Here is a 21,124-nt window from a genome sequence, read left to right as displayed (position 1 = left end):
AATAACAACTAAAAAAAATAAAATGAAAAAAAGTACACTATTAATTGTTGCCTTGTTTGGAATTGTATTCTTTGGATTCGCTCAAGAAGAAGAAAAAGATGAAGGTTCTGTAATTCAAAATTTAACACCATCTCAGTTAATAAAAAAAGGACAGGTGGATATTAAATGGTTCAATAACTTATTTACACAAACTAGATCTAATCAAAGAGGTGGAGCAGATACATTTACTGTACCAAGAGAAAACTTTTTCACATCTACTTTAGACGCATTTATAGGAGTTTCAGATAGTAGAAGAATTAATTTAGGATTAGTATTAGAATTTCGTTCTAATACAATAGGTGGTAGAGGAGCTTTTGATGTATTTCAATTTGATGGCGAATCAGGGACTGCAAGAAGTGGACTCACTAGTATAGCACCTAGTATTAAATTTGTACCATTTAAAAACTTGCCAAAATTCTCGATACAAACGTCTTTTGTAATCCCACTTATTGAAAGTGAGTTTGACAACGGAGTTTTCTTTGATCAAGATGGATTTACATTTCAAAACAGATTTTTTTATGACCTTCCTTTAGGAGGAAATAAATGGCAATTGTTTTTTGACTTAAATACAGAATTAAACTTTGGAGATGGTTTAACTTTTGGAGCAGATGGAAGATCTGATGGTAGTTTTGCAAATGATAGTTTGCGTTTAACACCTGGTGTTTTTCTAAGCTTCTTCCCTTCATCAAAGTTTACAATACAAACATTTATACAACATTTTCAACTTATAGATTTAGGGAATGATTTTGAGCAAGATTTAACTGCTGTAGGAGCTGGAGCGAAATATCAATTAACAAAAAGACTTAATATTGAAACATTATGGTCTTATTTTGCAAGAGGGAATGATACTGGACTTGGAGAATCATACAACATAGGTCTTCGATATGTTACATTAAAATAAATTTTTATTTGTCTAGAAAGATTAAAAAATATAATGGAACCTATTATAACTTTTTTAAGAAAGCTATAATGTTAAATATTCTGCTCTTGGTACAAATTGTACTAGGGCAGAATTCTAAGGTTAATGGAGTGAGTTTTGTGTCGTCACGAATTCCTATTTCTGATAAACACGTAGAACCTGTAGTTAAATTAAATGCTAATTATGCAGCAATTATGCCTTTTGCATTTATGCGAGATTTGAATTCTGCTTCAGTAGCTTATAACAATAGGCAATATTATGGAGAAACAATAACTGGTGCACAACAATATGCAGAACAGCTTCAAAAAAAAGGAATTAAAATAATGATGAAACCCCAAGTATGGATTGCTCGTGGCGCATACACAGGTTTTATTAAAATGGAAAATGAGGCAGATTGGAAAAGCTTCGAGAGCTCATATCTGAAATTTATATTAGAATATGCTAAAGTAGCTCAAAATATTAATGCTGAAATTTTTTGTATTGGAACTGAATTAGAAGCGTTCATAACAAATCGTCCAGAATTCTGGTTTGATTTAATAGACGAAGTGAAGAAAGTATATAAAGGAAAATTAACTTACGCAGCAAATTGGGATGAATTTAAACGAACCCCATTTTGGAGCAAACTAGATTTTATAGGTTTAGATGCATATTTCCCCGTAAGTGATCAAGAAACACCTAGTGTTGAAGCTTGTATTGAAGGTTGGAAACCTCATAAAATAGTTATAAAAGGAATTTCAGATCAATATAAAAAACCAATTTTATTTACAGAATATGGCTATAGGAGCGTAAACTATACAGCTAGAGAGCCGTGGAGATCAGATAGAGAGTTGAATGTAGTAAACTTAAAAGCTCAGGTTAATGCAACTCAGGCAGTGTTTGATAGTTTTTGGAACGAAGATTGGTTTGCAGGAGGATTTATTTGGAAATGGTTTCATAATTACGAAACTTCAGGAGGAGTAGATAATTCGAGATTTACGCCACAAAATAAGCCAGTAGAAGAACTATTGAGAGCAAAATTTAATGAATATAAATAAAATTATAAAATACATATTTATTTCTTTAAGCATTGTTTCATGCTCAAACTCTAATGATGATATTACTCTAATTGAAGAACCAATTTTAAGTAGTTTAGAAGCATACGTAGAGAATAGAAATATTGAAACAAGTGCAGTCATTGCTTGTGCAGCAAGTGCTCAAGAAACAAATGATATATTGGCATACTATTATATTGAAAGAGAAGGGACTAATGTTAGATTTTATGAAACAGAAAATATAGATGCTAACAATGATGATTTTTCAAATTATACACAAATAAATTTACAAAGCGAGCCTTTTTTTAATGGTGCCTTAGGGATGTTTACAAGGAGTTCTGAAATTGAGAAATGGATAATAATTACTTATGAATTAAACGGAGAAATTAAAATATCCAATCCAATTCGAACAAAGCAAATTTCTAAACCAACTGTTTATCAGCAAAGTGCTATAATTAATCAAGAAATAACTAAAATGCCAAAATTTAACTGGTTAGACAATGCTGTTGGAGATAATGCAATTTATTTTCAAGTTATTTCAGATAATCAAAATAATTTGTTATCTGGAACATATACATTTGATAGTAATTTTCAATATTATGATACGTCTAACGTAGTCTTAAATATTACCCAAGGAATACCTCCAGAATTAGAAATAAACAGAGATTATAACTTCACAGTAATGGATGTTAGTGAAGATAACTGGGTTAATTTATTGATACTTAATCAAAACTTTATAGTAGAATGAAAAAGATAGTTGGAGTTTTAATTTTAGCAATGATAGTTATAACTTCTGGATATGCTCAAGAGAAAACTATATCTAAAATAGAAATCGAAGGTTTAAAGCGTACAAAAGAATCTTTTTTAAGACGATTAATTAAAGTAAAAGAAGGAAGCGTATATGATTCTTTAAAAATTGCGACAGATGTAGAGAGACTTAATAGATTGGCTGGTATTGCTAAAGCAACATCCACGATTGTAAAAAAATCTAAAACAGATTATACTTTAAAATATTCAATTGTAGAAAATTTTACAATTATACCGGGGCTTCGCATTTCTCAAGCTAATAATGATGAAGATGTAGCTTTTAGAGTTTCGGCTTTTGAGTTTAATCTTCTTGGACGTAATCAAATTATTGGAGGGTTCTATTCAAGAGATGTATTTGATTCTTATGGAATATTTTGGGAAGCTCCATTCCTATTTAATAACAAATTTGGATTTGGTATAAATTATCAAGATAATGTTACTTTCGAACCAATTTTTATTAATGATAACCAAGAAGAAGGAACTGATTATAGGTTTCAAAATAAAACTTTTCAAACATTTTTAAGTTATGAATTTAATTTTCATAATAGAGCAGAATTAGGGTTTTTAATAGGTGATCAAGAATATGAGATAGAAGATAATCAAATTAACCCTGGTTTACCAAATCAATTAGATGCAACAAACTTTAGTATTACGAGTGAATATGAATATAATGATTTAGATATTGATTATCAATACGTTTCTGGATTTAGAAACCAAGCGAATTTTCAATATATATTTAATTCTGGTGGAGATGGTTTTTTAGAAGATGCTTTTGTTGGAACTAATGATTTAGAATATTTTATACGAGTAGGGGAAAAAGGGAATTTAGCGAATAGATTAAGGTTATCCTATACATCTAATGAAAATTCACCTTTTGCACCTTTTGCATTAGACAACCAGATTAACATAAGAGGTGTTGGTAATACAGTAGACAGGGGCACAGCTTCAGTAGTTATAAATACTGAATATAGACATACTTTGTATGAAAAAGATTGGTTTGTTATACAAAGTAATACCTTTATTGATGCGGGTACTTGGCGCACTCCAGGTAATGATTTTGATCAATTAGTTGAAGGTGATGCTATCCGCTTTAATCCAGGTTTAGGAATACGATTTATTCATAAACGTATATTTAATGCTGTGATTAGATTAGATTATGGATTTGGAACAGGAAATAATTCTGATAGTGGATTTGTTTTCGGAATAGGACAGTTTTTTTAATTAGAAATACATAATTTAACATTGTTGAGTCAGATTATATAATATATATGATTAAAAAAGGAGTATTTTTGAAGTAAATCATATTACTCAGATAGTCTTTTAATGTTAAAACAACTACTTTTATTTATAATATTAGTTATAAGCTTCAGTGGTAATGCTCAAGAGTTAGAAGTTGCTGAATTATATGTAAGAGGGAATAAGAGGCTCAAAACATCTTTTATACGTTTAATAAGCGATACTAAAGCTGGAGTTAAATTAGATTCAATTATTATTGAACAAGATATAATTCGATTAAAACGATTACCGGCAGTATCTCATGCATATTATCAAATATTTTATTCTCATGAAAACAAATACAATGTGTTTTTTTATGTAGAAGAAAATTTTACACTCAACCCACAACTTAGTTTATATACTACTAATAATGATGAATTTGCTTTTAGAACTGGTTTGTACGAGTTTAATACATTAGGTCGTAATATCACTTTTGGAGGATTTTTTCAACGTGATGTTTTTAATTCTTACGGTATTAATCTACGTGCCCCCTTTCTTTTCAATAATAAAATAGGATTAGCATTGAATTTTCAAGACCTCACAACGCAAGAGCCAGTTTTTTTAAATAATGGAAGTGCTGAATATCGTTATAATAATACATCATTTGAAGTTTTAGGCTTATATGCTTTTAATTTTCATCATCGTATAGAGCTTGGAATAACGCTCTTTAATGAAGATTATGAATATCTTTTTGGAGCAACAGACCCTTCTATACCACAAGATTTTAATTTAGATAAACAATTGTATAAAGGAGTTTATGAATATAATGATTTAGATTATTATTATCAATACGTAAAAGGCTTTAAAAGTACTTTAAATGTGCAATATGTTACTACAAATAATAACCAAGAGAATAGTGCTACGCTTCCTGATTTTTTGATATTTTGGAATGACTTTTTATATTTTAAAAGAGTAGGAGAACGCGGGAACTGGGCTAATCGATTGCGCATAGGCTTAGCTTCTAACCCTGATTCTCCATTCGCACCATTTTCTGTAGATAATAACCTTAATGTGAGAGGTGTTGGTAATACTATTGATAGAGGAACAGGTGTAATCCTTGTTAATACAGAATACAGATACACATTATTTGAAAAAGAGACGATTGTATTTCAAGGAAATGGATTTATAGATGCTGGAACTTGGCGAAATCCTGGGGGAGATTTTAGTGACTTTGGAAACTCTCAAAATGTTCGGATTTATCCAGGTATAGGATTCCGATTTATTCATAAAAAAATCTTTAATGCAACTTTTAGAGTTGATTATGGCTTTGGTATTACTAGAGATGCTACCAATGGTTTAGTTTTTGGCGTCGGACAATATTTTTAAACTGTACTTTATTGTTTTGAAATTATAGCAAAAAATTCGAAATTTGATATTGTAAAACTTTTAATGATGAAAAAAGCACTTAAATTTATAGTTGCCCTAATTGTATTATTAATTGGAGGGATTTATATGAGTACTAAATTGTTCTCATATAAAAGTAAAATCGATTATAAAATTGTTACAATGGATTATGCTAAATCTCAAGCTAAAATAGCACATCCAGAAGATTTTAATTTTATTTTTAATAAAAGGAAAACTGCTGAATTAGAAAAGAAAGATATTAAACTTATAGACTCACTTATATATAGTGCTATCTATGAATATAATGTCTTTCAAGTGAGTGACTATCAAAATACAGATCATAATATTGCTGCTATAAATTATAAATGTTACTATATCCCTATGATGAATGATAAAGGCGAAAAAATTGTATTTATTTTAGCCGTAAATACAAAATCTGAAGATTGGTGGGAACTAAATGAAGTTTTAAAGAAGAGGGATGGAGATAATCCTTTTTTTAGCATCTCTCTTAATTTGACAAATAAAAATCAATTAGGAATTATTTCTAATGGGCAAATTTAGTTTCAGGAGATATTTTTAAGATAATATTGATGTAATTCATCAGCTGAAGCTCCAAACCATTTTTTTATATAAATTATCCAAAAATGATATTGAAGTTTCCATATTCCATTTGTATTATAACGTCTTGCTGAGGTTGTTAAGCAATGAGGAATTACTACAAATTCTTTATTAGAATACAGTTTATTTATTAAATCATTATCTTCATAAACTATAAAACGTTCATCAAACCCACCAAGTTGTTCAAATAAGGATTTTGTTATAAATTGACTTTGATCCCCACCTCTACAAGCTCTCCAAGAAAAACGAGTTAACCATCCAGCTAACTTTAGCCACCAATGATTACTTTCAAATTTCATTTTAAAGCATCCAGCATTATTGTTTTTAAGTACTTCAGAAATAATATATTGATCAAAATCTTTAGGAGGAAATGAATCGGCATGCAAAAAATATAAAATACTTCCTTTTGCATTTTTTGCTCCAAAATTCATCTGTTTTGCACGCCCTTTTTCAGAATTTAATAAGAAAACGTTGCCTTTTTTATAAGAATTTACAATTTCTTGCGAATCATCACAACTTCCTCCATCAACTACAATAATCTCAGAGATGTTTTCTTCTGTATAATTCTGCGTTAAATGATTTAAGAGTAAACCAATACACTTAGCTTCATTTAATATCGGAATAATGATAGATAGAGTGTTTTTCATTAAAAAATAATTACAATATTATCTTGTAATGCCATATAAATAACACTTAATGCAATGTAATTATTGTTCGTTCAAATTCCAATTATAATCAGCAAAACTCCTTTTTGCTTTAGGAGAGATAGGTGTTTTTGCATACTTGTTTAAAAAAGAAATTAAGTTTCCATCTTGTTTAAAATCCTTAGAAAACCAAGAAAATATTTTTGAAACTTTAATTTTATTTGGAGTAATTGTATTTCTTTCGGGATCATTTATAAAGCGTACAGCTAAACGATCTAATTGTTCATTTACTTTTGTAGACGTAAATGCTTCATTTAATAATGGAGGGCAAGAAAATGATGCGCAATTAATTCCAAAATGAATACGTGGATCTCCCATTTTACGAAGTATTTGATGCTCTATTTCGTTCAAATTATACCATTTTGTCCCTAACTTCCATAAACGCTGATCCCAAGGATCTTTAATATCCTTAATACTTGTTAATGGATAATTGCGTAATATAAGATCTATAGTCATTGCATTGTATGCATTCATCCAATAAGCTAACTTTTCTTCTTTACTCCAAGCATCTTCAGGAAGTTGTTCTCCTAATGTTTTTATGTATTCTCTTAAAACACCCCAATTATTCTTAAACCCTTTGTAATTCACATCTCCATTAGAGGCAACATTCTGATAAATTAAATTATTCCAAGAAACATGATTAAATAATTCAATTGACTCAGTAACTTTTTTAATAGGCTCTTTTATGTTTTCTTTTGGGTTTTTTTCTATTTCCTTATTAACGGTCTCAAGAATAATTTCTTCTTGAGGTTCTTCCTCTTCTTTAGGAGTCTCAATTTTTTTAACTATAGGCTCAGTTTTAGCTATTGTTGTTTCAGTTTTGTGTTTTGTGTTTTGAGTAACACGTTTTGAAGCTGAACATGAAATAAAAAATAATGATACTATTATGAATAAAATATTTAAATGTTTCATTTTATATGATAGCTTTTAAGTATGGTATTATAAATTTATTTGTTTAAGTTAAGTCTAAAATTAGCCAATTAACTTACATCGTATTAAGTGAGTTTATATTAAAAACAAACAAAAAAGCTTCTAAAATCATTTAGTTTTAGAAGCTTTTTTAATCTCTATTATTAATTATTTTTAGCAACATCCTCCTCCATCGTAATGGAAAGTAGATTCGCTAAAATATATATCATCTCTATTTAAATCTTTTAATGCTGTAGCTGTTTTGTCACATACTGCTAAAGGCTGATTTTTCAATAAAACATGCCCTAATTTATCATCAAAATATTCATTTTCACCATAATATATTGCAGCTTTCCCTGTAAAAATACAAGGACCATCTTCTGGCATTGGATCTTTAATTGCAGCTACTTCAATAGATTCAATGTATATTAATTCATCTGTAGGGTAATTTTTTGGATCAAGAATTCTATAAGGCTTTCTTGCTCTAACTTCTATAGTTCCAAAACCAGCATCAGTAAGTGCCTTTATATACTCAGATATAGGTAAACTACCACTTAAACATAAAGCACGTAAACGCTCATCACTTCGCAACTCTTCATTCATTGGCTGTTCACAAGTAGGATCACTCATTACTAAACGTCCGTGAGGTTTTAAAACACGATACATTTCTTCAATAGCTCTCTTTAAATCTTCAGCCTTAAAAATATTAAATAAGCAATTTTGAGCGGCAACATCAATACTATTATCTTCAACAGGTAAATTAAGTGCATCTCCCTTTTTAAGATCTACAAATTCACTCTTAAACCAATCGTTTTGCTCTTCCGCTTCAATAAAATTCTTACGAGAAGCTTCAAGCATTTCATCTACTATATCTACACCAACAACACCTCCTTTTTGACGATTAAAATATGAGAACTGTAAAAGCTCCATACCACCACCAACACCAACATAAAGCATTTTTGGGTTATTTGTTAAGTCTCTAGCATGAACAGTGCTTCCGCAACCATAGTTCATTTCTTGCATAATCTTAGGGATTTTTAACCCCGGAAGTTCCCAAATAGGGTTTGTAGTACAGCATAATCCAACATCTGGAGTTAAAGCTGCTTCTTTATATACATCGTGTGTAGTTTCTAAATAACTCATATTTATAAGGTCTTTATCAATTCTTTAAAAAGTGTAATCATATTTGGTTCTGCTTTACCTGCCATTTCAATAATTTCGGTAATGTTTACAGGGTCCAAGTTATCTGGGTCGCATTCATCTGTCAAAACTGACACTGCAGCCACTCTTAATTTTAAATGATTTGCTACTATTATTTCTGGAACAGTACTCATGCCTACAGCATCTGCGCCAATAGTTTTCAACATTCGGTATTCTGCTCTTGTTTCTAATTGTGGTCCAACAACGCTAGCGTAAACGCCTTTATGGAGTGTAATATTATGTTGTTTTGCTAGTTCTCCAAAAGTGTTGTTAATTGTTTTATCATATGGAGCACTCATATCTGTAAAACGCTCTCCCAATTCTTCAACACCTTTAAAAGCTAATGGAGATCCACCTTGTAAATTAATATGATCATCAATTAACATTAATTCTCCTTTTTTAAAACTGAGATTAATAGCTCCAGCAGCATTAGAAACGAGTAACGTTTTTATGCCAAGTTTCTCCATAATCCGTACTGGAAATGTAACATCTTGCAAGCTATAACCTTCATATAAGTGGAAACGCCCTTGCATTACGACTACCTTTTTATCGGCAATAATCCCATAAATAAGTTTGCCTTTATGAAACTCTACAGTTGCTGTAGGAAAGTTTGGAATGTGATTATAACTTACTTCTTTTATAACCTCTATTTCATTAATAAGTTGTCCCAGACCGGTTCCTAAAATAATTCCTATTTCTGGATTATTAAATCCTTTTTCTTGTAAGTATTGGGTGGTTTCGTCTATATATTTAATCATCTATTAACTAACTCTAATAATTCTGTTAACTCAGGAATATTTTTAATATCATCAAAAGTATCAATGTCATTAATTTCCTCCAGCAAATGTACATCTATATTTTGCATATCGTTTAACGTGGCATTAAGAACTGTTTCTGTTCCCCATTCTTTTTGCTCAAAAACCTGTGAATGTAGATAATTCATCCCTAACAAATAATAACCACCATCTGGTGAAGGCCCGATAACAACATCCGATGTGTCTAATTGCTTAAAAGCTTCATTAATATGATTTGATGTGATATCAAACAAGTCACTAGCAACTATAACCACTTTATCGTACCCGCTTTTGAAAGCATTAGCGAAAGCATTTTTCATTCTTTCTCCTAAATCGTTTCCTTTTTGTAGATGTTTTTGATAGATTGTATTATTCCAAATATCATCATCATTAATGGAAACAGAATAAAATACAGCTTTATCACTATTAACCTTCCTAATTGTATTTTCGGTATGATTTAATAGAGCTTTATATATTGTTAAAGCACCTTCATTACCTATTGTTTTCGCTAATCTCGTTTTTACTTTTCCTAACTCAGGATTACGTGTAAAAACCATTGCTAAAGTTTTATTCATATACTTTTTGACCTTTAGTTAACCATTTGCTCCATTCTTCTGAGAATGCATGTACATTTTCAGTTATTTTATTGCTTGAATTGTATACATCATAATCATTATTCTTCCATTCAAAAATCCCGCCAAACAAATTATAAACATTTGTGTAACCTGCTTTTTTTAGTTTTTCGGCAATATCTTCAGAACGAACACCTAAAGAGCAGTAAACAACAACTTTCTCGTTCTTATTTTTTATTTCTTTTTCGACATCTTTAATTTTAAAATCTTTATAACCAACATAAATAGCATCCTTTATATGACTAACATTATATTCCTCTATTTCACGAGCATCTAATAAAATAACATTTGTATGATGCAATTTTTGAGCATGTATATATGGAATGCTTTCATTATTATATTTTACTAACACTTCAGAAATAGATTCCTGAGCTATTGATAATGTTGAGTATAAAATGAATATGTATAGTACGAAGTGCTTCATATTTTTAGCTTTAGATTAAGCTACAGTACCTTGACAACTACTACCTGCGCCAGCTGTACAGCCATAGCAGTGTTGTGAAATAATAATATTTCTGTTTTGAAGTAATTCTTCGTTGTATTCGCTAATATGCTTCACTTTACTAGCGACCTTTAAATCTAACATTTGATTAAAGTCACAGTCATATAGCCATCCATCCCAGCTTATAGAAATTGTATTCGTACACATAACATTTGCTACTGCAGAAGGGTTAAAAGCTTCTACAAGGGAGTACATATAATCTTCATAGTTTTCTGAGGCAATTAAATAATCTAAAAAGCGACTTACAGGCAAATTAGTAATAGCAAATAAGTTATGAAATTGAATATCAAAATCTTCTAATAGAGCAGTTTTAAAATCTTTTTCCATTGCCATTTGATCTCCTGGTAAAAAAGCTCCTGAAGGATTGTAAACTAAATCTAATCTTAGAGGACTATCAGGCATACCATAACCTACAGCATTAAGTTCTTGTAATGCTTTTATAGATTTATCGAAAACACCATCGCCACGTTGTTTATCAGTTTTTCCTCTAGTCCAATGTGGCATGGAAGAAATAACATGTACGTTATGTTTTTTAAAGAACTCGGGTAAATCGTAGTATTTTTTATTGGCTCTAATAATAGTTAAGTTAGAGCGTACTATAAAATCTTTAATACCTGCTTTTGAAGCTTCTTCTACAAACCATCTAAAATTAGGATTCATTTCTGGGGCTCCACCAGTTAAATCTAGAGTGTGAGCACCAGTAGTTTTTATGACTTCAAGACATTGCTTCATTGTGTCGATCGTCATAATTTCTTTTCTATCTGGACCAGCATCTACATGACAATGTTCACAGACTTGATTACACATATAACCAACATTTATCTGTAATATTTCGAGCTTACGTGGTTTTAATGGAAAATGCCCTAACTCTGCTATTTTATCTTTAAATGTAGGAAGTTCTCCAGATTTAAAGATTCCATTAGATAGGATTTCTAATTGCCTATTAACATTAGCTAAATCACTTTCTCTCTTTTGTAAAGACTTTATTGCCATTTTCAGGATTATGTTTTATCTGTAGATTGAGTTTGTAAATATATCTAGTATTTACCACATTATCTACATTGATAATTTTTCGTATTTATTCATCATTTGTACTCCATGCACAAGTGTTGCGCCACTTTCAATAGCTGCTCCGACATGTACAGCTTCCATCATCTCTTCTTTTGTAACACCTTTTTGTAAACCATCTTTTGTATAAGCATCTATACAATAAGGGCATTTAACTACATGGGAAACAGCAAGTGCAATAAGAGATTTTTCTCTAGAAGATAAAGCTCCTTCTTCAAAAACTTTACCGTAATATTCGAAAAATTTATTCCCTAAATCCTCACTCCACTCGGTGATTTTTCCAAATTTTCTTAAATCGGCTGGGTCGTAATATGTTTTAGACATTTAATTTTATTTTAAAGTTAAAATCTAATGCGTATGCATTGGTCGGTAAATTAAGTATAAGTTTACAAAAAACGTGTTAAAAGATATATAAGAAAAACAGTAGTTTAACGGACGTATAAACTCTTATAAAAAACATCTTATATCTTTCATTTTCTTAAAATTAATTAAGACATTTTTGATACTCAAGTTTTAAAAATTGATATAAAAAATTTTGGCTGTGTTAAACAAAAGATGTAGGTTTGTACTAATGAATACTCAAATAAATAAAATACGTACAAAATCTATTACATTGCGCTTACGCAATCGCCGCCGCTAATTTTCTTCAATTTAGCACTCAGTAATCACGTCATTTTATTTTTTCATTTTGTACAAATCAAATTTAATATCATTTTTTCAAAGCTTAGTTATTCAAAAGAATAACAAGACTTTTGTACGCCGCTTTTTCTTGCGTCGCCCTTAGGGGTGTTATCTGTTTTTGGAGCTTAGGTGAGTCCGGTTCTTATTTCTCAAAATTATAATTCTTAAAAATAGTTTAATTCAAAATCAAGATAATGAACATCATTATTGCTGATAAATCGCATAGTGTTTATGCAAATATTATTTGCGAAACAATTTCTGAAGCTGCTAAAGTAAGAGGTACAGGTATTGCAAAAAGGAAACCTGAATATGTTATTTCTAAAATGGAAAAAGGCAATGCAGTTATTGCTTTAGATGGAAAAACATTTGCTGGCTTCTGTTATATAGAATCTTGGAGTCATGGCAAATTTGTAGCAAATTCTGGATTAATTGTACATCCTAATTATAGAAATCAAGGTCTTGCAAAACGAATAAAAAAGAAAATTTTTAAACATTCTATTTCAAAATTTCCAGAAGCGAAGATTTTTGGAATTACCACCGGTCTTGCAGTTATGAAAATGAATAGTGATTTGGGCTATAAACCTGTTACGTTTTCAGAGCTCACAACAGATCAATCGTTTTGGAAAGGCTGTCAAACTTGCAAAAATTATGACGTATTACAACGTACTGAGCAAAGTATGTGTTTATGCACAGGAATGTTGTACGATCCAAATTCAAAAGAAAAACCATCTAAAGAAATAAAAGAAAAAGCCTTTACAAGGTTAAAAAGTATGAAACAAGCTCTGCTTTTAAAAAAGAATAAAAAATGAAAAATTCGAAAAAAATAGTACTGGCGTATAGCGGTGGTTTAGATACTTCTTATTGTGCAGTACATCTATCAAAAGATAAAGGTTTTGAAGTACACGCTATAAGTGTTAATACTGGCGGATTCACTTTAAAAGAAATTAGATCTATTGAAGAAAAAGCGTATGTAATGGGAGTTAAAACCTATAAAAATATTAATGCTATTCCGAGATATTATAATGATGTAGTAAAGTATCTTATTTATGGAAATGTGCTAAAAAATAACACTTATCCCTTATCTGTAAGTGCAGAACGTATTATACAAGCTATTGAAATTATTGAATATGCTAAGAGTATTAACGCTAAATATATTGCTCATGGTAGTACTGGAGCAGGTAATGATCAAGTTCGGTTTGATTTAATCTTTCAAACCTTAGCGCCAGAAATAGAGATTATTACCCCTATTAGAGATCAAAAATTATCAAGACAAGAAGAAATTAATTTTTTAATAGAAAATAATATTGATATGTCTTGGCAAAAAGCAAAATACTCTATTAATAAAGGCCTTTGGGGAACTAGTGTAGGTGGAGAGGAAACTTTAACATCTCATAAACCATTACCAGAAAACGCTTATCCATCTCAATTAGTTAAAGAGGAAGATGAAAAAATAAAACTCACTTTTAAGAAAGGAGAACTCACTGCAATTAATGGAATTAAAAATGAAGTTTATAAAAATATTGAAGCGCTAAATGAATTGGCTTCAAGTTATGCTATTGGTAGAGATATCCATGTTGGAGACACTATCGTTGGAATTAAAGGAAGAGTGGGTTTTGAAGCTGCAGCGGCAACTATAATTATTAAAGCACATCATTTGTTAGAAAAACACACACTTACCAAATGGCAATTGCAACACAAAGATTATATGGCTAATTGGTACGGAACACATTTACATGAAGGCTTATACTTAGATCCTATGATGAGAAATATTGAAGCCTTTTTAAAGAGTAGTCAAAAACAAGTATCGGGAGATGTATTTATAACACTAAAACCATATCATTTCACTTTAGATGGAATTAATTCAGAGCACGATCTAATGAATGCAAAATTTGGAAGCTATGGCGAAGAAAATAAAGGATGGACTGCAGATGAAGCCAAAGGTTTTATTAAAATCTATGGGAATCAAAGTAAAATATATCAAAACGTAAACACATTATGATAAAAGCAGGAATTATTGGAGGAGCAGGATATACGGCTGGAGAATTAATTAGATTATTAATTTTTCACTCAAAAGTGAATATCAATTTTGTATATAGTACTTCTAATGCAGGAAATTATATTAGTGATGTACATCAAGATTTATTAGGTACAACAGATTTAAAATTTACAAATACTGTTAATTCAGATATAGACGTATTGTTTTTATGTTTAGGACATGGAAATTCTAAAACTTTTTTAGAAACACATCAGCTTTCAAATCATACAAAAATCATTGATTTGAGTAATGATTTTAGATTAAAACCAGATGCTGTTTTTCAAGAAAATGAATTCATTTATGGCTTACCAGAATTACAAAAAGAAAAAATTGCAAAAGCAAAATATATTGCAAATCCAGGTTGCTTTGCTACAGCATTACAGCTGGCTCTATTACCATTAGCAAAAGCAGAGCTATTAAATGAAGATGTTCATGTAAACGCTGTTACAGGCGCAACAGGAGCAGGAGTTTCATTGTCAAAAACAACACATTTTTCGTGGAGGGATAATAATTTTTCATACTATAAACCTTTTACACACCAGCATTTAGGGGAAGTGAATCAAACAGTGAATCAATTGCAGAATAGTTTTCATTCTAAAATTTGTTTCATGCCTAATAGAGGTAATTTTTCGAGAGGTATTTTTGCTACAGCTTACACTAATTTTAATGGTAGTTTACAAGAAGCTCAATCCATTTACAATACGTATTATAATGGAGCTGTATTTACCATCATGTCAGATAAAGAGCTGCATTTAAAGCAAGTAGTTAATACAAATAAATGCTTTATTTATTTACACAAACACGAAAACAAGTTATTAATCACAAGTATTATAGATAACCTTTTAAAAGGTGCTTCAGGTCAAGCGATACAAAATATGAATTTAATGTTTGACTTTCCAGAAACTGAAGGATTACAATTAAAAGCAAATTACTTTTAAAATTATTTAATCATGAACTTATTTAATGTATATCCATTATTTGATATTACTCCAATAAAAGGAGAAGATGTTTTTGTGTATGATAAAAACAAAACAGAGTATCTAGATTTGTACGGAGGTCATGCTGTGATTTCAATTGGTCATTCACACCCTGAATATGTCAAAAATATTAGTAATCAAGTTAGTAAATTAGGGTTTTATAGTAATTCTGTACAAAACCCTTTACAGGTAGAATTAGCGAAAAGATTAGGGAAATTATCTGGATGTGAGACATATGATCTCTTTTTATGTAATTCGGGAGCTGAAGCCAATGAAAATGCATTAAAATTGGCATCATTTCATACAGGGAAAAAGAAAGTTATCGCTTTTAAAAATGGATTTCATGGACGTACTTCTGCCACAGTCGCAGCAACAGATAACACAAAAATTATTGCACCGTTAAATGCACAACAAAAAGTTGAATTTATCGAATTAGGAAATTTAGAAGCTGTAGAAAAAGCATTGAGCAAAAAAGATGTTTGTGCAGTAATTATAGAGATAATTCAAGGTGTTGGTGGTTTAGATGAGAGCACAGCAGATTTTTACCAAGGCTTAAGCAAGCTCTGTAAATTTTATAATACAGTTTTAATAGTCGATGAAGTACAATCTGGATTTGGGAGAACAGGTGATTTTTTTGCGTTTCAAAAATATAATATCGAACCAGATATTATCTCTATAGCTAAAGGAATGGGGAATGGTTTTCCTATAGGAGGAATTTTAATACACCCTAAAATTGAGCCTTCTTTTGGGCAACTAGGAACTACTTTTGGAGGAAATCATCTGGCATGTATAGCTTCTCTATCGGTTTTAAAAGTTATGGAAGTTCAAGAATTAATGAAAAATGCTAAAGCTATATCTGAATATTTTTTAGAAGAAATAAAATCTATTTCAAAAATAAAAACGGTCAAAGGAAGAGGTTTAATGTTAGGTTTAGAATTTGATTTCCCAATTGCAGAATTAAGAAAAGCACTTATTTATAAATATCACATTTTTACAGGAAGCGCTAAAAACCCAAATCTGTTACGAATCCTTCCACCGTTAACCGTTCAAAAAAAGCATATTGATATGTTTATTAAAGTATTAAAATTAGAATTACATCTGACAGATGAAAAACAATAAAATTTAAACAGATGAAAAAATATACAACAATATCAGATATAGAAAATCTTTCTGAAACACTTCAAGAAGCCATTCAATTAAAGAAAACTCCTTTTCAATTTAAAGCATTAGGAGAAAACAAAACCTTAGTGATGCTTTTTTTTAATTCAAGTTTACGAACTCGATTAAGCACAGAAAAAGCAGCAAAAAATTTAGGGATGCAAGTAATGGTTTTAAATGTAAATGATGCTTGGAATTTAGAATTTGAAGATGGTACGGTTATGAATTTAAATACTTCAGAGCATATTAAGGAAGCAGCACAAGTTATCTCTCAGTATGCCGACATTATTGCTGTAAGAGCATTTCCAAACTTAACAGATAAGGAAAAAGATGAATCAGAGTATGTGTTAAACAGTTTTGAAAAACATACAACAGTTCCTATTGTAAATATGGAAAGCGCTACAGCACATCCATTACAAGCCTTAGCAGATGCAATTACTATAGAAGAATTAAAATCCAATAAAAAACCAAAAGTAGTTCTGTCTTGGGCGCCACACCCTAAAGCATTACCACAAGCAGTAGCTAACTCTTTTATTACGATGATGCAAAATTTAGATGTTAATTTAACAATTACACACCCAAAAGGGTATGAGTTAAATAATACAATAACTAGAAACACTCCAATTAATTATAATCAAGAAGATGCTTTAAAAGATGCAGATTTCGTTTATGTAAAAAACTGGAGTAGTTATACCAATTATGGACAAGTTATATCTCAAGATTCTAATTGGATGATGACACAAAAAAAATTAGGAAATGCAAAATTTATGCACTGTTTACCAGTAAGACGAAATGTAGTTGTTGAAGATAATGTATTGAATAACAAACAATCTATAGTTATAAATCAAGCGAATAACAGAACATTTTCTGCACAAATTGTATTAAAACAAATTTTAGAAAATCTAGAATAATGGAAACATTAAAAGTTATAAAAATAGGAGGAAACATTATAGATAATGCAATTGCGTTGAAATCATTTTTAGAAGAGTTTTCAAAAATTGAAGGACCAAAAATTCTAATTCATGGAGGTGGAACTTTGGCGACACAATTTACTAATGAAATTGGAGTTGGAGTTAAGATCGTTAATGGGAGACGTATTACAGATGCATTTACTTTAGATATAATTACAATGATATACGCCGGAAAGGTTAACAAAACAATTATAGCTCAATTACAAGCTTATAAGTGTAATTCAATAGGGTTTTCTGGCGCAGATGGGAATACAGTTGTTTCGAAAAAGAGGCCAGTTGGGAAAATAGATTTTGGATATGTAGGAGATGTTGTAAAAGTAAATATTAGAGTAATTCAACTATTATTAACAGAAAGTATAATACCTGTTTTCTGTGCAATTTCACATGATGCTAATGGACAATTATTAAATACTAATGCAGATACAATGGCATCAGAAATTGCCATAGGGTTTTCAAAACAATATAATGTAGAGTTATATTATTGTTTTGAAAAAAATGGAGTATTACAAAATGTTAATGACGATACTTCGGTTATAGAATATATTGATACAGAAACTTATGTTTCATTAATAAATACAGGGATTATTGCAGAAGGAATGCTGCCAAAATTAGAAAACTGTTTTCACGCAATTAAACATAATGTTGAAAAGGTGTGCATAGGCAAACCAGAAATGTTGTTTAATTCAGAGTCAAAATTCACTACAATTCAAGCCTAATGATACAAGAGAAATTAATAATAAATGCTGTTTCATTACTTAAAAAATTAATTGAAACCCCATCTTTTTCAACTGAAGAAGATCAAACAGCTCTTTGTATTGAAGATTGGTTTAATACAAATCGAATTCCGTTTAAGAGAATAAAAAATAATGTTTGGGCTACAAACAAATATTTTGATGAAATGAAGCCCACATTATTACTAAACTCACATCATGATACAGTAAAACCTAATAAGGGTTATACAAAAGACCCATTTAAACCTGTTATAGAAAATGGGAAGTTATATGGTTTAGGAAGTAATGATGCAGGCGGATGTTTGGTATCCTTATTAGCAACGTTTACATATTATTATGACATCAAAAATCTTAAATACAATCTGGTAATTGTAGCTTCTGCGGAAGAAGAAAACAGTGGGTCTAATGGGTTAAATAGCATGTTGAATATTATTCCGAATATTGATGTTGCCATTGTTGGAGAACCTACTTTAATGAATTTAGCTATTGCCGAAAAAGGCTTAGTAGTTTTTGACGCAAAGGTTAAAGGAACGCCAAGCCATGCTGCTCATATAAACACAAATAATGCTATTTATAATACCATTGAAGTTTTAGATTGGTTTAAGAATTTTAAGTTTGAAAAACTATCTAAACAATTAGGAGAAGTGAAAATGACGGTGACTCAAATTAATGCAGGAGTACAACATAATGCTGTACCAGCTGAAGTAAACTTGGTGATTGATGTACGAGTGAACGATAAATATTCTAATCAAGAAATCGCAGATATATTAACACTTAGCTCTCCTTGTTCAAGTATTGTACCACGAAGCTTACGATTAAATTCATCGTCAATTCCTGTAAACCACGAATTAGTTAGAGCTGGAATTAACTTAGGAAGAACAACTTATGGTTCTCCTACATTATCAGATCAAGCTACTTTAAGTTGCCCGTCACTAAAATTAGGTCCTGGAGACAGTAAACGTTCACATACGGCAGATGAATTTATTTATATACATGAAATAGAAGAAGGAATACAAATTTATGTTGATTTGTTGAATCAGGTAATCGTTTAAATAAATCAGAATATAAAAAATGAAGAAAGAAATAACACTAACAAATAAATATTTTAAGAGATGAAACTTTGGGATAAAGGGCTTACAATCGATAAAAAAATAGAGCAGTTTACAGTTGGTAATGATAGAGAAATAGATATGCATATCGCAAAATATGATATACAAGCTTCCTTAGCACATGCTAAAATGCTAGAGAAAATAAATATTGTTACTTCTGATGAATTACAACAATTAGAAGCAGGCTTAAATGATTTGCAATCGCAAATAGGTCATAATAAATTTGTAATTGAACCTCAATTTGAAGATGTACATTCTAAAATAGAATTTGAGCTCACAAAACGATATGGGGAAGTTGGTAAAAAAATACATACAGCACGTTCTAGAAATGATCAAGTTCTGGTGGCATTGCAATTATTTTATAAGGATAATTTACAGCAACTAACAAAAAAATCTAAAATTCTTTTTGAAACGCTTTTACAGCTAGCAGAAATACATCAAGCAAAGTTATTACCAGGATATACTCATTTACAAGTTGCAATGCCATCATCATTTGGATTGTGGTTTTCTGCCTATGCAGAGATGATAATAGATGACATGTATATGTTTAATGCTGCTTTAAAAACAATAGATCAAAACCCATTAGGTTCTGCGGCGGGTTATGGAAGTTCATTCCCTATTGATAGAGAATTTACAACAAAAACATTAGGGTTTTCGACTTTAAAATATAATGTTGTAGCTGCACAAATGAGCAGAGGGAAAAGTGAACGAACTATTGCTGCTGCTTTTGGAGGTTTAAGTAATACTTTATCTCGTTTTGCAATGGACATCTGTTTGTACATGAGTCAGAATTTTAATTTTATTTCATTTCCAGATGAACTTACTACTGGGAGTAGCATTATGCCTCATAAAAAAAACCCAGACGTTTTTGAGTTAATTAGAGGTAAGTGTAATAAAATTCAAGCACTTCATACAGAAATGGTATTGATCACAAATAATTTACCAAGTGGATACCATAGAGATTTTCAATTACTAAAAGAAAATATGATAAATGCTTTTCTTGAGATGGAAAGTATTTTAGAGATTTTTAATTATGCGATCCAACAAGTTATTGTCAAAGAAATCGATCTAAATGATGATAAATATAAATACCTATTTACGGTAGATAATATCAACAATTTGGTAATAGATGGAATATCTTTTAGAGAAGCTTATCAACAAATAGGGAATCAAGTACAGAATGGAAGCTATATTCCAGATAATTCAAAATCGCACACACATATTGGAAGTATTCATAATCTGTGTTTAGATAAGATTAGAGAGAAGTTTTGAATAAATATTTGGTTATTAAATTTTAATTACTGAATATTTGTAACGTTAAATGAAAAAACAAATATTAAATACTATTTCAATTATTGTCATTGCGATTATATTTCGATGATAAGGGAATGGTATATAAAACTTAAATAAAATTTTAAAAGCCTTCCTGAAACGGAAGGCTTTTTTATTGCATTAAAATGAATCAAATAACAGTCATAATTATTGTCATTATTAACTCAACTTGAGTTGATACAGATAATTATTTAGTAAACCTAAAGCCTGTATCAGTTAAAGATATAGGCTTTTTTTATAAAAAATTAATTTTAGAGCGTCATAAAAAATATTTTTTAAACAACTGAT

Annotated in this window: 22 protein-coding genes; 14 read left to right on the top strand and 8 right to left on the bottom strand. The window is 30.1% G+C overall.

Going from position 1 to position 21,124, the window contains the following annotated elements; all coding sequences use genetic code 11:
• The first annotated feature begins 22 nt into the window (after positions 1-22).
• The 6 genes from D1817_14860 (at position 23) to D1817_14835 (ending at position 5,976) form a co-directional block, all read left to right on the top strand.
• On the top strand, positions 23-940 hold the full coding sequence (locus D1817_14860) for a hypothetical protein (protein ID AXT21102.1): 918 nt from the start codon (positions 23-25) through the stop codon (positions 938-940).
• 68 nt (positions 941-1,008) lie between these two features.
• Complete coding sequence (locus D1817_14855) at positions 1,009-1,992, top strand: glycoside hydrolase (GenBank protein ID AXT21101.1); 984 nt, start codon at positions 1,009-1,011, stop codon at positions 1,990-1,992.
• The gene (locus D1817_14850) at positions 1,979-2,737 is read left to right on the top strand and encodes a hypothetical protein (GenBank protein AXT21100.1); all 759 of its coding nucleotides are present in this window, start codon (positions 1,979-1,981) and stop codon (positions 2,735-2,737) included. The genes D1817_14855 and D1817_14850 overlap by 14 nt, the downstream gene beginning before the upstream one ends.
• Positions 2,734-4,017, top strand: coding sequence for a hypothetical protein (locus D1817_14845; GenBank protein ID AXT21099.1), 1,284 nt, complete (start codon positions 2,734-2,736; stop codon positions 4,015-4,017). Before D1817_14850 ends, D1817_14845 begins: the two co-directional genes overlap by 4 nt.
• A 102-nt stretch (positions 4,018-4,119) precedes the next feature.
• Entirely contained in the window at positions 4,120-5,397 is a 1,278-nt protein-coding gene (locus D1817_14840; GenBank protein ID AXT21098.1) for an outer membrane protein assembly factor, read from the top strand.
• A 66-nt stretch (positions 5,398-5,463) separates the two neighbouring features.
• Positions 5,464-5,976, top strand: coding sequence for a hypothetical protein (locus D1817_14835; GenBank protein AXT21097.1), 513 nt, complete (start codon positions 5,464-5,466; stop codon positions 5,974-5,976).
• A 2-nt stretch (positions 5,977-5,978) separates the two neighbouring features.
• On the opposite strand, the gene D1817_14830 is transcribed toward D1817_14835, so the two are convergent.
• From D1817_14830 to D1817_14795, 8 genes are all read right to left on the bottom strand, one after another.
• Positions 5,979-6,680: a glycosyltransferase gene (locus D1817_14830; GenBank protein ID AXT21096.1), complete on the bottom strand. Its 702-nt coding sequence runs from the start codon at positions 6,678-6,680 to the stop codon at positions 5,979-5,981.
• Between the two features lie 60 nt (positions 6,681-6,740).
• Positions 6,741-7,649, bottom strand: a complete 909-nt coding sequence (locus D1817_14825) for a DUF547 domain-containing protein (protein ID AXT21095.1) — start codon at positions 7,647-7,649, stop codon at positions 6,741-6,743.
• A gap of 171 nt (positions 7,650-7,820) precedes the next feature.
• The gene (locus tag D1817_14820) at positions 7,821-8,789 is read right to left on the bottom strand and encodes a methyltransferase domain-containing protein (protein ID AXT21094.1); all 969 of its coding nucleotides are present in this window, start codon (positions 8,787-8,789) and stop codon (positions 7,821-7,823) included.
• 2 nt (positions 8,790-8,791) lie between these two features.
• Positions 8,792-9,604, bottom strand: coding sequence for a purine-nucleoside phosphorylase (locus tag D1817_14815; GenBank protein ID AXT21093.1), 813 nt, complete (start codon positions 9,602-9,604; stop codon positions 8,792-8,794).
• Positions 9,601-10,215 carry a glycosyltransferase gene (locus D1817_14810; GenBank protein ID AXT21092.1) on the bottom strand — a complete coding sequence of 205 codons (615 nt, stop codon included), beginning with the start codon at positions 10,213-10,215 and terminating at the stop codon, positions 9,601-9,603. The genes D1817_14815 and D1817_14810 overlap by 4 nt, the downstream gene beginning before the upstream one ends.
• On the bottom strand, positions 10,208-10,696 hold the full coding sequence (locus D1817_14805; GenBank protein AXT21091.1) for a rhodanese-like domain-containing protein: 489 nt from the start codon (positions 10,694-10,696) through the stop codon (positions 10,208-10,210). The genes D1817_14810 and D1817_14805 overlap by 8 nt, the downstream gene beginning before the upstream one ends.
• A gap of 15 nt (positions 10,697-10,711) precedes the next feature.
• Positions 10,712-11,767, bottom strand: a complete 1,056-nt coding sequence (locus tag D1817_14800) for a radical SAM/Cys-rich domain protein (protein ID AXT21090.1) — start codon at positions 11,765-11,767, stop codon at positions 10,712-10,714.
• Between the two features lie 63 nt (positions 11,768-11,830).
• Positions 11,831-12,166 carry a 4-carboxymuconolactone decarboxylase gene (locus D1817_14795; protein ID AXT21089.1) on the bottom strand — a complete coding sequence of 112 codons (336 nt, stop codon included), beginning with the start codon at positions 12,164-12,166 and terminating at the stop codon, positions 11,831-11,833.
• A gap of 551 nt (positions 12,167-12,717) precedes the next feature.
• Here D1817_14795 and D1817_14790 point away from each other — a divergent pair.
• The 8 genes from D1817_14790 to argH are packed head-to-tail and all read left to right on the top strand — an operon-like array spanning position 12,718 to position 20,776.
• The gene (locus D1817_14790; GenBank protein ID AXT21088.1) at positions 12,718-13,332 is read left to right on the top strand and encodes a GNAT family N-acetyltransferase; all 615 of its coding nucleotides are present in this window, start codon (positions 12,718-12,720) and stop codon (positions 13,330-13,332) included.
• A complete protein-coding gene (locus D1817_14785) occupies positions 13,329-14,522 on the top strand; it encodes an argininosuccinate synthase (protein AXT21087.1) in 1,194 nt (397 codons plus the stop codon). Before D1817_14790 ends, D1817_14785 begins: the two co-directional genes overlap by 4 nt.
• Entirely contained in the window at positions 14,519-15,496 is a 978-nt protein-coding gene (locus tag D1817_14780) for an N-acetyl-gamma-glutamyl-phosphate reductase (protein ID AXT21086.1), read from the top strand. Before D1817_14785 ends, D1817_14780 begins: the two co-directional genes overlap by 4 nt.
• A 12-nt stretch (positions 15,497-15,508) precedes the next feature.
• On the top strand, positions 15,509-16,654 hold the full coding sequence (locus D1817_14775) for an aminotransferase class III-fold pyridoxal phosphate-dependent enzyme (GenBank protein AXT21085.1): 1,146 nt from the start codon (positions 15,509-15,511) through the stop codon (positions 16,652-16,654).
• Between the two features lie 11 nt (positions 16,655-16,665).
• On the top strand, positions 16,666-17,604 hold the full coding sequence (locus D1817_14770; GenBank protein AXT21084.1) for an acetylornithine carbamoyltransferase: 939 nt from the start codon (positions 16,666-16,668) through the stop codon (positions 17,602-17,604).
• Positions 17,604-18,380: an acetylglutamate kinase gene (gene argB / locus D1817_14765; GenBank protein ID AXT21083.1), complete on the top strand. Its 777-nt coding sequence runs from the start codon at positions 17,604-17,606 to the stop codon at positions 18,378-18,380. The genes D1817_14770 and argB overlap by 1 nt, the downstream gene beginning before the upstream one ends.
• A complete protein-coding gene (locus D1817_14760) occupies positions 18,380-19,447 on the top strand; it encodes a M20/M25/M40 family metallo-hydrolase (protein ID AXT21082.1) in 1,068 nt (355 codons plus the stop codon). The genes argB and D1817_14760 overlap by 1 nt, the downstream gene beginning before the upstream one ends.
• 60 nt (positions 19,448-19,507) lie before the next feature.
• Complete coding sequence (argH, locus tag D1817_14755; GenBank protein AXT21081.1) at positions 19,508-20,776, top strand: argininosuccinate lyase; 1,269 nt, start codon at positions 19,508-19,510, stop codon at positions 20,774-20,776.
• The last annotated feature ends 348 nt before the right edge of the window (positions 20,777-21,124 follow it).

It is taken from the genome of Flavobacteriaceae bacterium, from assembly GCA_003443635.1.
Taxonomy (GTDB): Bacteria; Bacteroidota; Bacteroidia; order Flavobacteriales; family Flavobacteriaceae; genus AU392.
The sequence above is the reverse complement of the archived record's forward strand: the minus strand, read 5'-3'. Positions and strand labels throughout refer to the sequence as shown.

What these genes read in the sequence shown, in the direction of transcription:
- D1817_14860 (AXT21102.1), top strand. Translation starts at nt 23, where the DNA reads ATGAAAAAAAGTACACTATTAATTGTTGCCTTGTTTGGAATTGTATTC.
- D1817_14855 (AXT21101.1), top strand. Translation starts at nt 1,009, where the DNA reads ATGTTAAATATTCTGCTCTTGGTACAAATTGTACTAGGGCAGAATTCT.
- D1817_14850 (AXT21100.1), top strand. Translation starts at nt 1,979, where the DNA reads ATGAATATAAATAAAATTATAAAATACATATTTATTTCTTTAAGCATT.
- D1817_14845 (AXT21099.1), top strand. Translation starts at nt 2,734, where the DNA reads ATGAAAAAGATAGTTGGAGTTTTAATTTTAGCAATGATAGTTATAACT.
- D1817_14840 (AXT21098.1), top strand. Translation starts at nt 4,120, where the DNA reads ATGTTAAAACAACTACTTTTATTTATAATATTAGTTATAAGCTTCAGT.
- D1817_14835 (AXT21097.1), top strand. Translation starts at nt 5,464, where the DNA reads ATGAAAAAAGCACTTAAATTTATAGTTGCCCTAATTGTATTATTAATT.
- D1817_14830 (AXT21096.1), bottom strand. Translation starts at nt 6,680, where the DNA reads ATGAAAAACACTCTATCTATCATTATTCCGATATTAAATGAAGCTAAG.
- D1817_14825 (AXT21095.1), bottom strand. Translation starts at nt 7,649, where the DNA reads ATGAAACATTTAAATATTTTATTCATAATAGTATCATTATTTTTTATT.
- D1817_14820 (AXT21094.1), bottom strand. Translation starts at nt 8,789, where the DNA reads ATGAGTTATTTAGAAACTACACACGATGTATATAAAGAAGCAGCTTTA.
- D1817_14815 (AXT21093.1), bottom strand. Translation starts at nt 9,604, where the DNA reads ATGATTAAATATATAGACGAAACCACCCAATACTTACAAGAAAAAGGA.
- D1817_14810 (AXT21092.1), bottom strand. Translation starts at nt 10,215, where the DNA reads ATGAATAAAACTTTAGCAATGGTTTTTACACGTAATCCTGAGTTAGGA.
- D1817_14805 (AXT21091.1), bottom strand. Translation starts at nt 10,696, where the DNA reads ATGAAGCACTTCGTACTATACATATTCATTTTATACTCAACATTATCA.
- D1817_14800 (AXT21090.1), bottom strand. Translation starts at nt 11,767, where the DNA reads ATGGCAATAAAGTCTTTACAAAAGAGAGAAAGTGATTTAGCTAATGTT.
- D1817_14795 (AXT21089.1), bottom strand. Translation starts at nt 12,166, where the DNA reads ATGTCTAAAACATATTACGACCCAGCCGATTTAAGAAAATTTGGAAAA.
- D1817_14790 (AXT21088.1), top strand. Translation starts at nt 12,718, where the DNA reads ATGAACATCATTATTGCTGATAAATCGCATAGTGTTTATGCAAATATT.
- D1817_14785 (AXT21087.1), top strand. Translation starts at nt 13,329, where the DNA reads ATGAAAAATTCGAAAAAAATAGTACTGGCGTATAGCGGTGGTTTAGAT.
- D1817_14780 (AXT21086.1), top strand. Translation starts at nt 14,519, where the DNA reads ATGATAAAAGCAGGAATTATTGGAGGAGCAGGATATACGGCTGGAGAA.
- D1817_14775 (AXT21085.1), top strand. Translation starts at nt 15,509, where the DNA reads ATGAACTTATTTAATGTATATCCATTATTTGATATTACTCCAATAAAA.
- D1817_14770 (AXT21084.1), top strand. Translation starts at nt 16,666, where the DNA reads ATGAAAAAATATACAACAATATCAGATATAGAAAATCTTTCTGAAACA.
- argB (AXT21083.1), top strand. Translation starts at nt 17,604, where the DNA reads ATGGAAACATTAAAAGTTATAAAAATAGGAGGAAACATTATAGATAAT.
- D1817_14760 (AXT21082.1), top strand. Translation starts at nt 18,380, where the DNA reads ATGATACAAGAGAAATTAATAATAAATGCTGTTTCATTACTTAAAAAA.
- argH (AXT21081.1), top strand. Translation starts at nt 19,508, where the DNA reads ATGAAACTTTGGGATAAAGGGCTTACAATCGATAAAAAAATAGAGCAG.